General features: G+C 42.1%; 9 protein-coding genes. 8 read left to right on the top strand and 1 reads right to left on the bottom strand.

Annotation, left to right across the window (positions count from 1 at the left end; genetic code table 11):
- Window positions 1-44: 44 nt before the first annotated feature.
- The 6 genes from B3H30_RS24510 (at window position 45) to B3H30_RS24485 (ending at window position 13,362) form a co-directional block, all read left to right on the top strand.
- On the top strand, window positions 45-4,019 hold the full coding sequence (locus B3H30_RS24510; protein ID WP_286834995.1) for a hybrid sensor histidine kinase/response regulator transcription factor: 3,975 nt from the start codon (window positions 45-47) through the stop codon (window positions 4,017-4,019).
- A 129-nt stretch (window positions 4,020-4,148) separates the two neighbouring features.
- A complete protein-coding gene (locus B3H30_RS24505; RefSeq protein WP_286834993.1) occupies window positions 4,149-5,327 on the top strand; it encodes a glycosyl hydrolase family 28 protein in 1,179 nt (392 codons plus the stop codon).
- A gap of 435 nt (window positions 5,328-5,762) precedes the next feature.
- Window positions 5,763-8,759, top strand: coding sequence for a SusC/RagA family TonB-linked outer membrane protein (locus B3H30_RS24500; protein WP_286834991.1), 2,997 nt, complete (start codon window positions 5,763-5,765; stop codon window positions 8,757-8,759).
- A gap of 11 nt (window positions 8,760-8,770) precedes the next feature.
- Window positions 8,771-10,417, top strand: coding sequence for a RagB/SusD family nutrient uptake outer membrane protein (locus B3H30_RS24495; protein WP_286834989.1), 1,647 nt, complete (start codon window positions 8,771-8,773; stop codon window positions 10,415-10,417).
- 123 nt (window positions 10,418-10,540) lie between these two features.
- Window positions 10,541-11,755: a SusE domain-containing protein gene (locus tag B3H30_RS24490; protein ID WP_286834987.1), complete on the top strand. Its 1,215-nt coding sequence runs from the start codon at window positions 10,541-10,543 to the stop codon at window positions 11,753-11,755.
- Between the two features lie 44 nt (window positions 11,756-11,799).
- Window positions 11,800-13,362 carry a DUF4832 domain-containing protein gene (locus tag B3H30_RS24485; protein WP_254667712.1) on the top strand — a complete coding sequence of 521 codons (1,563 nt, stop codon included), beginning with the start codon at window positions 11,800-11,802 and terminating at the stop codon, window positions 13,360-13,362.
- A gap of 227 nt (window positions 13,363-13,589) precedes the next feature.
- On the opposite strand, the gene B3H30_RS24480 is transcribed toward B3H30_RS24485, so the two are convergent.
- Complete coding sequence (locus tag B3H30_RS24480; protein WP_070566365.1) at window positions 13,590-13,931, bottom strand: hypothetical protein; 342 nt, start codon at window positions 13,929-13,931, stop codon at window positions 13,590-13,592.
- Between the two features lie 349 nt (window positions 13,932-14,280).
- Here B3H30_RS24480 and B3H30_RS24475 point away from each other — a divergent pair, with 349 nt between their 5' ends.
- Entirely contained in the window at window positions 14,281-14,856 is a 576-nt protein-coding gene (locus B3H30_RS24475; protein WP_070566363.1) for an RNA polymerase sigma factor, read from the top strand.
- 153 nt (window positions 14,857-15,009) lie between these two features.
- Window positions 15,010-16,221: a FecR family protein gene (locus B3H30_RS24470; protein WP_070566361.1), complete on the top strand. Its 1,212-nt coding sequence runs from the start codon at window positions 15,010-15,012 to the stop codon at window positions 16,219-16,221.
- The last annotated feature ends 185 nt before the right edge of the window (window positions 16,222-16,406 follow it).

Genomic DNA, 16,406 nt, shown 5'->3' with positions numbered 1-16,406 from the left:
AATGTGTTCTCGGTATCGATCTTTCGAGGTATAGGTTTCATCTTATGCCCGAAACTTCCTACTATGGCGGTATACAAAGTATCGCAAAAGACAGTTTAGGGCGTATTTGGTACACGGGGCCCGATGCGCTCTTCATGTACGATGGCAATAGTTTTTATCAGTTAAATGATATCGTCTCTGCGATCAAACCAACGCAAAAATGGGGTTATGGTTCTTTAATTCGGGATAAAAAGGGAAATCTGTTTCTAGCTTCTGGGCAAGGCTTATTAAAATTCGATTACGAACGGTTTTCTTTTCATGTCGTGGTTCCCGGAATGATCCGTTCGCTTTGTGTACATAGCGATGGTCAGGTTTACATGCTGTCAGACAATAGCATACTACGCTATAATCCGCAAAATAAACAGACAGAAAGCTTTTTATTGCCCAAAAACAAGTCTTTCCAAAATATATTGAGTGCTAAAGATCAGGTGTTTCTAAGCCAAGGGGCTGTCGTGTATCAAGTTGAAATGACGAAAAAACGCCTCATCCAGTTCGCGGATTTTGGTAGTACGATAAATCAGGTGAACGATGCGGTCGCATACGGGGGGGAATATTACTTTTTAACACAACGAGGGGGAATCCATGTAACAGATTTAACAGGTACCTTAAAACAGAAGATCCCAGTAAGTATAATGGGAAATTCAGCCGTGTTAACCAAAAAATTATATTTGGACCAAACCGGGGTGATCTGGGTGGCTACGCAAGCTGGATTGTATCTTTATGATCCATCCAATGAAAGCAGCAGCACCTTGCAAATGAACTTGAACGATGCTTATTCATTACCGAATAACTCGATATGGACAATTTATCCGGATCCGGACCAAGGGGCCTGGATAGGTACTTACGGTGGTAAAATAGCTTATTGCTCGCTTTACGATTCCCGAGTACGTTACTTCAAGCCCAGCCCAGGGGGACTCAATCACCCCATAGTCAGTAGTTTTCAGGAAGATCATCTGGGAAATATATGGATCGGTACCGAGGGGGGGAGCCTGAATTACTGGAATAGAAAAAAGGATCAGTTTAACCCTCCAGAAAAATCGCAGGGTAGTTCGTCGAGTCCCCATATGATTAAACGCCTGAAATTTGACCGAACGAGTAAAAAACTGTTGATTTCAGCCTATAACGGCGGTATTGGTAGTTATGATGTGGACAATCAGCATTTCAGCAGTTTCAATTTCCGCTCTCCGGAGAGCCAGCAACCGCTCACCGTTTATGATTTTGTAAACGATAAGGAAGGCACCTGGTGGATGACAGATCCCGATAAATCATTTTTATATCGAAAGAAGCCGCTAGACCCTATAGAGATGGTGAGCGTCCTTGATGCGCAGGGCAAAAAAATGAAACTCGAAGTCGAAGCATTATATGTGAATAACGAAGATCAGCTCTGTTTAATTAGCCATCAAGGATTTTTTGTTGTAAATCCCCATACGTTAAAGGTATTGAAACACTACGCGCTCAAAGATGCTTCCTATTCAGCAAATTACCTGTGTAGTTATACAGTAACTTCAAATGGCGAAGTATGGTTGGGGACATTGGGTAAAGGCGTAAATGTACTCAAAAGAGATGGGACATATGTCAACTATAGTGTAAGTAACGGATTCCCGGCGAAAATGGTATTTGGCATATTAGAAGATGTTGCCACGAAAAATATCTGGTTAAGTACCAGTGATGGTCTTTTTTGTTTCAATTGGAAATCCAGTAAATTTGAGAAAGCCAGATTTTATCAGGAAAATAACATTGGTTCATTTTATATTCATGCCGCTTACAAAACTTCCAGGGGTGAAATGCTGTTTGGCGGTACCAATGGATTTCTACTTTTCGATCCGGCGTACCTCAATAAAAATCTGCAAAAACCGAAAGTTTTTTTTACAGGATTTCTGGTCAACAATAAACTCGTGAAACCAGCGGATGGCTCATCAGTTTTAACGAAAGACATTGGCAGTCTTTCCAATCAAAAAGAAGACAAGATAAGGCTCTCCAGTAACCAGTCCAATGTAGAAATTAAGTTTTCGGCAAATAGTTATCTATCCGCAGAGAAGAACCAGTTCGCTTACCGGATGTTGGGGCTAGGTGAAGACTGGCAAATCAGTCATGCCAACCAGAAATCTGTACAGTTTCTCAACCTTCCGGGCGGAGATTATATCTTTGAAATCAAGGCTTCCAACAATGATGGGCTATGGGGCGATCAAATATCACGATTATATATCCATGTCGATCCACCATTTTTCTTGTCCTGGTGGGCATATTGTTGCTATGCCGCACTTGTTTTTGCTCTGCTCTTTTTCATAATGAGATATTACAGCAATAAAAGAGTGTTTAAAGAGCGATTAGCACTCGAGCGTTTAAAAGAACAGAATATGCAAGAGCTGAACCAGGCGCGTACCGACTTCTTTACCAATATCTCACACGATTTAAAAACACCGCTAACCTTGGTTTTACAGCCGCTTAAACAACTCAAAGACACTATTGTGGCCAATGATACCGCTTTGGTATACATGGATTTAATAGAGAAAAATGTATCCAGAATACAGCGGATGATTAGCCAATTGCTGCGCTTTCGCGAAATAGAAAGCCAAAAAATTACGCTCAATCCGCAGGTTGGTGATTTTATCAATTTTGTAAGGGATCTATTTAGCTTATTTGAGCTCTATGCCAATAAAAAAGGTGTTGAAACCAATATTTCCGCGTACAAGGACAATTTATATGTTGCCTTTGATTACGATGTTATCGAAAAAATATTGACTAATCTGTTCTCCAATGCCCTAAAATATACACCAGATAATGGGTATGTGGGCGTACGTATCTATAGTGCAACAGCAGAAGAAAAAGAACGGTTTCCTTCGTTAGATCCGAAGGAAGTCGAATACATCTCCATTGAAGTTATAAATACCGGTGATTGTTTTTCTGAAGAACAGATCGCGATGCTTTACACTTCTTTCAACCGCTTATCTTCTCATCGGCCAACTTTTGAAGAAAGTTCAGGACTTGGACTTGCCATTGTGAAAGAACTGGTAGATGTGCTGGAGGGTAAAATATGGATGGTCAATAAGACCGATAAAATTTCATTTACCATTTTACTACCGTTAAGGAAACAGGCCGGGGCAGGCGACATGCAGCCTAATGTGTATGATTACACCGTTTCTGAAATCGACGATATTATTACGCAGGATACTGCAGTCCCAGAAACAGGATCGATCCCTATAAAAAAGACAGATAATATCCTGCTCATTGAAGATGACCAACAGCTGCGTGTTTACCTGGAGCAGCGTCTGGCCGAAAAATATAATGTATATACAGCAAGTGACGGCGAAGAAGGCTTAATTAAAGCCGAAAAAATTTATCCGCAACTTATTATTACCGATTTGATCATGCCAAATCGCAATGGCTTGGAAGTATGCCGTAGCCTTAGGCAAAATTTTAAGACTAGCCATATTCCTATTATTATGATTTCGGGTACGGGAGATGACAACCAGCATAAAATAAAAGCATTGGAATATGGCGCCAATGTGTTTATTGATAAACCGTTTCATGTTGACTACCTGTTGCAACAGACGGAAACCATTCTAAGAAATCAGCGGGAACTAAAAGAAAAATACAGCAAACACGTTCAGGTAGATCCCTCCAATGTAACCGTGACCTCCATGGACGAGGAACTGCTGATTAAGGCTATTCAGGTCATTGAAGAAAATATTGACAATGCCAGTTATTCCGTAGAAGATTTTGTGGCTGATATGAACGTAGGTAGAACCATACTCTATCAAAAAATACATGATATTGTGGGAATGTCCATCAAAGAATTTATTTTGAATATGCGGCTGAAAAGAAGTGCTTATCTGTTAGAAAAATCGGATTTGACGATAGCGGAAGTTGCTTACCAAACCGGGTTTAACAATGCCAAATACTTTAGCGTCTGTTTTAAAAAACAGTTTGAACTGAGCCCTTCAGAGTTTAAGAAAAAGGTTTCCAGTGGAAAGAAATAAAAATACAGCCAATAGTTGACCGATATACCCTTTCAGATAGGTGAAAGGCCATTCTATATTTTTGAAATCCTAACGATCATGAAAATGACAATTTTTAGAAAAACGCTTCTGCTTACATATTGCTTTTGCTTGTTTAACGTAATTTATCTGACAGCGGCTGTCGCCCAAAAGCTAGATGAAACTTACATCAGCCCCAATAAAAACAAAAGTGGTTCCCAGTCAGAACGTATACAAAAAGCCATAAATGAAGCAAAAAAGTCGACTGGGAAAGTAGTGATCCCTAAATACGATGCGGTAACAAAAAAAAGTGTCTGGCTCATCGATCAGGCCATTTTGCTTCCGGGTGATTTTGAACTTGAATTGAATAACTGTACCATTAAGCTATCGGATAAATGCCGGGATAATTTTATTCGTTCTGCAAATGCAGGGCTGGCAATTAAAGATATAGCACCCACAAAGAATATCCGGATTATTGGAAAAGGAAATGTTCTTTTAGAAGGTGCTGATCATCCCAGAGCTACCGGTGACCATAATAAAATCTTGTCCTTAAATCCCAGCGGATTTGGACAATCTTATGGTACGGATGCAGGTAAGCCCGGAGAGAACCAAAAAGGTGGATGGCGGAACCACGCCATTATATTGGCGCACACCGATGTATTTGAGGTTAGCGGCATTACATTAAAGGATTATCATGGGCATGGACTGGTATTGGAACGCTGTACAAACGGTAAGGTAAGCGATATTACTTTTAATGTGAGGCAGGCAGTAACTGTTGATGGAGTAGACAAACAGATTTTGAACCAAGACGGCATGGGCATACGTTTTGGCTGCAAAAATATTATTATTGCGAATTGCAAAGGTAAAAGCGGTGACGACTTTATTAATATAGGGTTGACAGATACCGGAGTGGGAGCAGGTGAAGAAAATGTAAATGTGGTAAGTGGTTCGATTTATAGGGGCGAAATCGACAACATTTCAACTATTTATCTCCAGAACTGGCAGGACTTCTATTCAATTTCACACCGATCCATACGGATTATGCCTGTGGGTAAGCTCCGTATAAGTCATGTTTTTATCGAGAATATGGTCATCAGTCCGCTAGCACAACAAGGTTTGGTGGTCGAGTATGGCGAGCATGTCCAGGGCTTATTTGTACGAAATTTAATCAGTCATCAACCGATAAAAGCCAAAGGTATCTCGCAGGCCAGTTTCCGCGATATCATTTATAAAGGTCGGGGTGAAGCTATCGATGTGCAACCAAGCGATACGGTTATCCTAGATCATCTAATGTGTATAAAAAAAGAATAATAAAGCGCTTCTAATCCCCATTTTACAGCGAAAAACACATGTTTTTGCCTTTTGTACAAAATCAAACCATTTTCGTACAAAAACGAACCCTACGAATTGGTGATGATTATAGTTTTGTCTTAACCAATTTTAAAAAAGCAAAATATGTGTATGAAAATTCCTCCCGACCACGTGATTAGGCTCACGCAGGGTAATCCGAACTCTACAAAAATCAATAGCAACGCGCAACGGAATTTTAGGTTTCGTCAATAAGGACGAAAACGAAGTCTTGCCGTCTGCATTGCGCATGCATTTGCAGCAATGAGATAGTATGTATCACAAAATTTAAATTAAAAATCCAAGCCTATTGAAGCAGACCTATTTTAAACTCATATTCTTTACGAGAAAGGGAAAGTAAAGGACGCAAGTAAATTTTAAACTAACCATTATAAATCAATGATACAAAAAATACATTTCTGGCTCAGGAGCTGGATAATGAGTGCTACCCTATCGGTGGTGGCGGCTAATTATGCTTATTCGCAAGCAACAGATCAAATAAATGTCAAAGGTCAGGTCACCAATGATGCAGGAGAAGGACTTAAGGGTGTTTCGGTCATGATTAAAGGAGCGAAAACCGGTGTTCAGACAGATGCAAATGGCCGTTATACCATTCTGGCGCCACGCACGGCTACGCTACTTTTTACCTACATTGGTTTTAATAACCAGGAATTAAAGGTCAATCCATCAGGAATCATCAATGTGAAGATGTCAGGAAATAATGTCCTGGATCAGGTTGTGGTCGTAGGGTATGGTACAGCCAAGAAGAAAGATTTAACAGGAGGTTTGGCCGTGGTTGGAAAAGAGCAGCTCAGCATGGTATCTACCTCAAACCTGATGGATCGCTTGGTGGGGCAGGTGGCCGGTTTTTCCATTACGACCGGCGAGGCTGCGCCGGGAGCATCACAGACCCTGTTGATACGCGGTGAAAATTCGATATCGGCCAACAATAGTCCGTTGATTATTTTAGATGGTATTCCCTACAGCGGATCCCTGGCAGATATCGATCCCAACAACGTCGAAAACCTTTCGATCTTAAAAGATGCCTCGGCTTCGGCCATCTACGGTTCGCGTGCGGCCAATGGGGTTATTCTGATACAAACCAAAAGGGGGGCGCTGGGTAGAGCTCAGGTAAACTATAAAGGTTTGATCGGCATGGCCGAGCCTATGCAACGCATCAATGTGATGGGGCCAAATGAATACATCCGCTTTCAACAAGATATTGCCCGAATTAGGCAAGGCTATACTGGAGCGCTATTAGATCCTATCGCCGGGGATATTATTAGCGTAACAGAGCGCGGTAATTATGCGAAAGGCATTACTAACAATTGGCAGGATTACGTCTTTCGAAAAGCCATGACCATGGATCATCAGCTGAGCATTTCCGGTGGTACAGAGAATACAAAATATATGGCTGCCCTTGCAGCTTTGGATCAAGAGGGTGTGGTATACAATTCTAAGTTGTCCCGTTTAAATATTACCACAAATGTGGATCAGACTTTTAATAAATGGTTAACCACTGGTGTTGGCCTGCAATATACCCGGAAAAGCGACGGTGGTATTACGCCAAATTTGGAACATGCCATAAAACAAAGTCCTTATGGGAGCTATAAAGACGAATCGGGGAAGTATGTGCCCGAACCCATGGAGTATTCATTGATCGTCAATCCGATGCGCAACGTTAATGCGATTCAGGATAGGTATAATAACAACTTCTTTCTTTCTGGCTATGCCAATATTTTGCTGCCGGTGGAGGGTCTTTCCTTACGATCAAATTTTGGTTATAATTATCGGAACGGATTTACCGGAACCTATTACGGGCGCAATACCTTTGAAGGCAGGGATCAGGGTACGCAGGCCGGAGGTAGTGCTTCCATTAATAATTCCAATTATAACGATTATACCTGGGAGAACCTGCTCAAATACGAGCGGCAGATCGGCGATCATCGTTTTGATGTGACGGGTTTATTCAGTATGCAAAAAACGAAAAGCTGGTCAACAGCCCAGAGCGGTGCAGGTTTTGTAACCGATGATACCGAATACTTTATGATCGGTTCGGCCAGCCGTCTTGTTTCCAACAGCGCTTCCTTATCGGAATCTGCGATGCTGTCATACATGGGCCGGATAAATTATGCCTACAAAGGCAAGTATCTATTGACCCTGACAGGACGTACAGATGGAGCCTCGGTATTTGGTATCAACAATAAATATGCATTTTTTCCTGTCGCAGCGGCGGCGTGGCAAATCGGGGAGGAACGTTTTCTGAAAGATAACGCCAAATGGCTGGACATGCTGAAAATCCGCCTTTCTTATGGTGCCAACGGTAACCAGGCGATTACACCATACCGCACGTTAGACCGCTTATACTCCAATGTAAAATATATCTGGGGCGATGATGGTACTGCCGTTACGACAGCCTATTTGGCCGGTGATGGTGTGGGCAACCCTAATCTGAAATGGGAAACCACCTATTCGACCAACCTGGGGCTGGACTTTCAGTTATTTAATAACAGATTGGGAGGAACTATCGATGCCTATCTTTCTAAAACGAAAGATTTACTGATGACCCGCACCGTACCTATCATGAACGGGTATAATCGCATTTGGGACAATATCGGCGCCACCCAAAATAAAGGTATTGAAGTCACCTTAAACTCGACGAACGTGAAAGGGGAAAATTTTCAATGGAATACGACCGCTGTGTTTTCCTTAAACCGAGACAAAATTGTCGAGTTGAGGGGGGACGGTATCGATGATATTGCCAACAACTGGTTTATTGGTAAGCCATTACGAGTATTCTACGATTATAAAATGATCGGTGTATGGCAAAATGGAGAAACCGTTACTGTGGATGGGGCAGCACCCGGAGCTGCCAAGCTGTACGACCGCGACGGTAACGGCAAGATAGAAGCGAGTGACAGGGTGGTCATCGGATCTAAAAATCCACGCTATACAGCATCTTTAGCCAATCGGTTTTCTTACAAAAATTTTTATGCATCTGCGTTGGTAACCGGGGTTTTTGATGTATGGCGCGATGATCACATGGCCAATCTTGGGGCCTGGACTTTCGGGATTACCAACTACGTCCACGATGCCAATTATTGGACACCGGAGAATCCCAATGCGACGATCGTTTCACCCGGCTATCTCAATCCATTGGGGCACGGGTACTATAAAAAGGTGAGCTACGTACAGGTGAAGAACATCACCTTTGGTTATAAATTGCCACACAAAATTGCTAAAAAGGTCGGTGTAAATGGTATTGATATAAACGCCAGCGTCAACAATCTGAATACGATTTCTAATATCAGAGAGGTCCTCAATTACGACAACACCTGGATGGCCTCCTATCCGACGGCACGTTCGTATATGTTTGGCTTAAATGTAAACTTCTAATCGATTAGGACATGAAAATGAAAAATATTATCACAACAAGTTTAGGGCTTATCGTATTGTTCACCTTAGGAGGCTGTAAAAAGTTTCTGGAAGAAGAGCTAAAAACCGAACTGGCGCCATCCAATACCTATACCAGCACCTACGGTTTCGAGGTGGGGAGCGCAGGTCTGTATGCACTCACGCGTTCAGAATATAATACTTATGGTGAGGGGGGAGCCTTTATCCACAATGGTGCCTGTCCATATGAAGCCTTACAGGTATCTACGGATATCGCCGATGCCATTAATAGCGATGGCTCATTGACGGCTTTTGCCAACCTTACACTTACTGCCTCAGAGCGGTTTGTGGGCACCTACTGGAATTGGGCTTATAACCTTATTTCATCGGCAAACCTGATGCTGGTTTATTCCGAAAAAAACACCAATTGGGATACCCCCCAAGATAAAGCACGTTTTCAGGCTGAAGCCCGCTTCTTTCGGGCTTATGCTTACCGTACCTTGGTTTATCTCTATGGCGATGTACCCTATGTAGAAACTATCCTGTATGATTTTCAGCTTAATTTTACCCGTACACCAAAAGCCGAAGTCATCGGCCACATGGTAGACGACCTGAAGTTTGCGGTGGATAACCTGCCTACAAATCCGGATGACGTAAAAGAAGGAAAGCTGACCAAATGGGCCGCAAGTCATTTGCTGAGTGAAATCTACCTATTGCAGGGCAATCATGCCGAAGCAGAAAAGGCCGCATTGGCGGTCATCAATAGTGGGTATTATAACCTTATGAAAAACAGATATGGCGTAAATGGCAGCAAACCAGGCGATGTATTTAGCGATTTATTTCTGGAAAATAACCAAAATAGAAAAAGTGGCAATAAAGAAAGTATCTGGGTATTGCAGTTCCAGTTTAACACGATCGGTGGTGGTACCAATTCGGATGACTGGACGCGTAGGGCTTGGATACCAAATTACTCGACGATTACAGGATTTGTTTTGGCTGACACATTGGGCGGCCGTGGTATTGCACAATTAGTGCCAATGAAGTGGTGGGTAGGCACCACAGGTACCAATGCTACAGGCAATGTCGCTGGTATTTTCGAAGCAAATGATATCCGTAATTCAGGTTATAACATTAAACGCAACTGGTATTACAACAACGCGAATGAGACCTCGCTATATGGTAAAAAAGCCAATATTACCGAACAGACCTGGTTTACGACAAAAAGCTTATTTCCAGCGATTACAAAATTCTTTTACGGACGTACTGAAAATTTAAGTTTGACCGGTAGTTATAAAGATCGTATGAAATTCCGTTTGGCTGAAACCTATCTGTTGCTTGCTGAAGCCTATTTGGGACAAAATATGCCAGATAAAGCTGCCCAAGCCGTCAATGAAGTGCGGAAAAGAGCTGGAGCGTCCGAAATTACCGGCGCTCAGATGAATATGGATTTCCTGCTCGATGAGCGTATCCGTGAATTAGTTGGTGAAGAAAGCAGAAGATTTACCCTGGTGCGTACCAATACTTTGGTGGAGCGGGTCAAAAAATATAATAATGCGATCAAGGATAAAATTACGGACAACAATATCTTATGGCCTATTCCACAGGTGATCAGGGATGCCAATACAGGGGCACCGTTCCCGCAGAATCCGGGTTATAATTAATGGTTATGGGAGGCTGTCCGAATCCTAATCGTATTTTCGGCAGCTTTCCCATCTGATGACAAAAAAGCAGTTGCGCTAGTCAAGCGCATGATTCTATCCAAACGTTAGCAAAACTATAAATCAATGAAAAACATCAATTATTTATACAAAACCTTATTTTTCTTAAGCATGGTACTTTGCCAGTTATCCTGCAAACAGGAAATTCAGGATATACCCAAAGTCAATGAAACGATGGACCTTCAGCCTTCGTCGGAAAACATTACGCTGGACGAGGTCAATTTGACCAAAGATATCGTCACATTTAACTGGAAGCCCGCTAGGGTACAGTCAGATGATCATTTGGTCAGCTACAGTACGATGTTAGATGTGGTGGGGAACAATTTTGGTACCGGTACAGCCATATTTAACTATGAAGACGATAACGTATTGAGCAGAAGCTTTACTTCCGAACAATTACAAAATTGGGCAAATGAAAAGTGGGGCATACCAGCAAATAAGAGCTTTACGCTGGAGTTTAGAGTGGTCGCCCAATGGGAGGGCGGTGCTACTTTTGAGGCACCCGAAGTACGTACCGTAAGAATTACAGTAAATCCGATCAAGGCGGTTGTTTTTGATGCCGATAAAGTGTTCTTGAGCGGAAGTGCCGTTGGCGGAAACAAGGTGGAGATGCCAAAAACACTGGAAAATTTGGATCAGTATGCCTATGTCTTGAATTTGCAGCCGGGCGAACTCGAAATTCCGGTAGAATTTAACGGTGAGACCAATTACGTCGTTACTTCCGATGGAAGCACCTCATTAAGCGATGGGAATGCTGTTGGTATTAAGATGAGGGAACGTGTGTTCTCCTGGAAAATAGAAACTGCTGGAGAATACCGTGTCGTGGTCAACATGCAAAAGGCCACAGCAACAATCTATTCACCGACAAAAATGCTTGCAGCAAAGACCGTGACCTGGACAGGTGATCAACCTTATACGACAACGGTGACAGATTTATGGATGCACGGAAGTATCAATGGCTGGGGAACTCCGGTTAAAATGGATTGCCAAGTAAGTTTGGCCGATCCGCAAGTTTTGGTTTATACCGGTGGTAAAGTAGGGACTACGAAGTTTATCGTGACTGGAGATAACAGTAATAACAAAAACCTGGCTTACGCATTTAGTGCTCCGCTCACGTCTGCGGGGGTGGCCCAGACCTTGACGCTCACTCTGGGAAAAGTAACTGAACTGGGCGGGGGCAATTCGAGTGCAAATCGCAATTCTTATTTCACTATCCCGGCGACGACCAATGTGCTGATTTTTGATTTAAGAAATATGACGATTCTGGCGTTAAAACGGTAAGCAACCGTATCCAAACGCATAAATTAACTTTAACATTTTTGAAAGTGAAAAATATAAATTACAAAAAAGCCTGTTTCAAAGCATTTACTGTTATGCTTTGCTTTCTAGCAGTGTCATGTAAGAAAGAAGGCGCCGATACTGAAAGAGCACTGTCGGGCACCTTGGTGAAGCCCAGTTACAACAGGAGTGCCATGTTTCGTAACCCTTTAAATGGTTGGGTCATGTATGCCTCAGCTTCGGGCAATCCCTCTTATTGGGACACCCAATTCTATGTACCTGACTTAGGTAAAACGGTCAAAGCAATTGACTATGCATCTGCCTGTTATATCCGTACCAGCTGGCGAACTTTTAATCCTGTAGATGGCGTATATGCCTGGAGGGATCCCAGCACCGCAATCTATAAAATGATCAAAGGGGCACAAGATAAAGGATTGCCAATCGCCTTTCGTATCGTGGTCGACGGTCGCGATCAAGGAGCAAATACGCCGCAGTTTGTTTTTGATGCAGGCGCCAAGTATTATGTGGCCAATGCATCTTTTCCGGACAGAAAAACGCCGGTGCTGCAAGACCCTGTTTTTAGGAAATATTATAGCAAGCTGATCGAAGAATTAGCTAAGGATTTTAATGATTTAAATAAAACATCCTTTGTAGATGCCTATGGACTCGGATTGTGGGGCGAGGGGCACAGTGTAATATATGAAGATCCCAATAACCCCTCTGGTCAAAATATTGAGGCCATCAAAGAAGAAGTCGTCGATTGGATTTCGGATGTTTATTCAAAGAATTTTACAAAGGTCCCCTTGCTAATCAATTATCATCGCGTAGTTGGCGACCCAGCGGGCAATGGAGCTCCAAATCCGAATTCGGAGAAGTTGTTGAATAAGATGATCAGCAAAGGATACAGCCTGCGTCAGGATGCCTTTGGAATGACCGATTATTATCAAAGCTGGGAGAAAAATTTTGCTAAGGTTTGGAATTTTAAACGTCCGATTATTATGGAAGGCGGTTGGATTACCACAGGTACCCATCGCTACTGGACTGACTCAAGTGGTAAATATAGGGAAAACCATCCCGAAGATGTTCGGCAGGGCGAATTTGACAGCTCTTTGGAAGCCGCTGTAAACATGATGGATTTCCGTATCGGTGAAATTGAAAGCTGGTTCACCAAGTCCTTTACATTATGCCAACGTTTTATTTCTGAAGGTGGTTATCGTTTATATCCCGATCGGGTCTATTTACCGGAGAAAGTCAATACCGGTACCGAAACGACGATTAACCATCGCTGGCGGAATATGGGCTGGGGGTATTTTCCGAACAATATTCCCCAATGGAACTATAAATATAAGGTAGCTTTTGCACTGCTGGATGAAGAAAATAAGGTGAAAGAAGTTTTTGTAGATGATAAAGGAGAACCTTCAACCTGGCTTAAGAATAATCCAATAGCGTACGAATTAAAAGCCAAGGTTGGCCTTCCCGCTGGAAACTATACTTGGGCCATTGCTATTATCGATACCTCAAATGAAAACCAGCCGGGCATAAAACTTGCCGTAAATGGTGATGTGACCAATACCGGATGGTTAAAACTATTGAAGGTGCAGGTACAATAAAATTAAGCAGAGATTGTTAGAAACAGCTATCAAATGATTGATTGGTAGCTGTTTTCCATTAAGGATTTTTGAATTGCATGTAAGCAGCTGAAATTGCACACATGTCAAAGAAGGTAAGCATTGATAAATCTTTTGGAATAGGCCGACATCAACGCATGACTACATAGCGAGGCCTAAGCCCCGCTATGTTTTAGCAATTATAATTCGAATGAAATATAATTTGCAGACTATATTCCTAATTCACCATGGGCAAGCATATGTCTGTAAATTGTTCTGCAGTTGTCGAAGAATCCTGAACAGGAATTTTCGACATAGGTTTGCGAAGTGAAAGTGTCAATCACTTGGCCACTACTATTGTAGACAGTTAGCGTATAAACACACTTTGTTAAAAACTTTGCATTGTTTTCCTTTGTTAATTCGGCAACTTCAACTTTGTTTGTGTTTTCAGTTGCTGCGGAAGTACTTGTTTTTACTTCTGCATTTTCTTTTGGTGCTTTTGTCTCCGTGCCTGCAAAAGCCGCTGTCGATAGCGCAGCTACGGCTATCAGACTCATCAATAACTTTTTCATTGTTTTTAAGTTTTTTTGTTAAACCATATATGCCTTTTGAGCATGTTGTAATTATCTATTAATAAAAATAAGGACATGGAAATTGACTGACGTAAACGATTGGTATTCGCGAGGGTTTATCTATTATTCGCGCTGACTTATTCGATATTAGTTTATCCGGTAAAATCGAGAGCTAGTTGGTCAAGTAACTTCAATAGCCTTACTTCATGTAATAATAGCGATCCAATCTACTTGGACAGCTCTGTTTTTTTATAAGGCGACTGAGCTCGTAATTATGGATATTAATGTTAATTTTATATGAAATTAACATCTGTTAGGTTAATTTGCATCAATTAAATATACCGAATTCATGATCGTTGGACTGAAACATATTTCCATATCAATGGACGATTTTCTCTTATTACAAGCTGGAGATCAGTCTATTTTTGGTATTGTGTTCAATTATTATCAGCCGATTATTTATTTTAAAGTCAGACAACTCTGCAAAAGTGACAGTGATGCGGAGGAGGTCACACAGGAAGTTTTTATTGAATTTTATTTAAAAAGAATGCAGCTCTCCGGTCCGGAAGCCATTTTTCCCTTTCTATTTGCTATTTCAAAGAGAATGGCCATATCCAATTTCCGTAAATCGCTGGTCCGATCCAACTATCTGCAGTCGCTTCAGCACAGTTGGCCTGAAAGTTCTTTTTCGCTCCAGGAAGAATTGGATGGCAAAGAGCTACAGGTCATCTTAGAATCTATTATTGCACAATTGCCTCCACAGCAGCAGGCAGTTTACCGGCGGAGCAAGTTTGAAGATCAATCTTATCAGGAAATTGCCGATGAAGAAGGGCTCTCCAAAAATACCGTGCGTAATCACCTCAGTCTCGCCTCAAAATTTGTCCGGTTCAAGCTGGATAAAATCCTGTCCATCTTTTTTTTCTAAGCAACTCGGGTTGCCACCTCTTTTCCTGTAGTTGTAATTAGCCATCTCAGGGGGCTAAAAAGTTAGGTCGCCTAAAATCCGTAAAAAAAAATTTTTTCTATTGGTACTTTTTCCGGCTTCGTGCGATTATGTAGTTGAAATCGATCCAAAGGAATGAACCAAATTGAACAATACAGCCAATTAATACGTAAATATCTTGCTGATCAAGCCAGCAAAGAAGAACAGGAACTGCTTGTAGGATTAATGGATGATCCTGCATTTCTGCAGGCTTGGGAGAAAGTCTGGCGAGAGAACTCGTACCCTGCAAAGCCCGCAACATACCCCGATCCACATCGGATGATGGAAAATATATTAGCCGATCCGAGATTAGCAACACCTGCATCTACGTACCAAAGAACTACAGATGGACATTTTAATTTCAGGAGTAGATGGTGGCAGGTGGCGGCAATCTTTCTTGCGTTCTGCGTAGCCGTGCTATGGGGCTACTACAACTTTTATACCGTGGATATGCAGCCAAAAGAGCAGCTGTCTACGGTGTCGATCGTACCGGGTTCTGATAAAGCCATAATCATTCTTGAAGATGGAAAACAGATCGACCTCAGTTTGCTCCATGCGGATACAGTCCTTGACCAAGGCGAATATTTGATCACCAAAGATAATAAAGGTCAAATCAGTTATAAGCTCAAAGACATGTTGTCACCAACAAATAACATCGTCTACAATACGGTCGTAACCCCTAGAGGTGGAGAGTATACATTAAAGATGGCCGACGGAAGTCTTGTGCAGCTCAATGCAGGCAGTAAGATCAAATATCCTGTAAAATTTGATGCGAAGTTGCGGTCGGTGCAGCTCGAAGGTGAAGCCTATTTTGAAGTGGCTAAAATGGACAATAAAGGCAAACGGGTACCTTTTATCGTGCAAAGTGGAGCACAGACACTCGAGGTTCTTGGAACACATTTTAACATCAGGAGTTTTGGGGATCAAATCGTTACCACGTTGGTAGAAGGAAAAGTCAAGCTATCTTTTGGCGATGCTGCCTTGAAAGAACAGGTCCTAGCGCCCAATGACCAGGTCGTTTTTGATAAAAGCCGCAAGAGCGTGAAAAAGGAACAAGTGGATCCGTTCTATAGTCTTGCCTGGAAAAATGGAAATTTTGCTTTTGATAATGCATCCATTCAAACGGTCATGGACGAGGTAGCACGCTGGTATGATGTCGAGATCAGTTACCAAGATCAGCTGCAGGGACAGCACTTCTCCGGGACAATCTCCCGCTATGAAAATATCGATAAATTGTTGAAAACAATTTCTCTCGCCGGTGGCGTACATTTCGAACGTAAAGGAAGGAGGATATATGTGCTAAACTAACGCTGATGAGAAGGGAAGCATATATAACAATCAGGAGCGCGCCAACGCCCCTGAAAGTTTTGTCTTTTTCTCGACATGGATGAATAGTAAAACCGTTAAATTTTATCTCAACCGAATGCAATTTAATAAAAAAAAATTGATCGGACCGACCCAATTATGTCAGGTAAGATCCCAGAAAATACCAA

The organism is Sphingobacterium sp. UBA7038, assembly GCF_002494055.1.
Taxonomy (GTDB): Bacteria; Bacteroidota; Bacteroidia; order Sphingobacteriales; family Sphingobacteriaceae; genus Sphingobacterium; species Sphingobacterium multivorum.
Note: the sequence above shows the minus strand (reverse complement) of the source record. Positions and strands in the feature narration are given on the sequence as shown.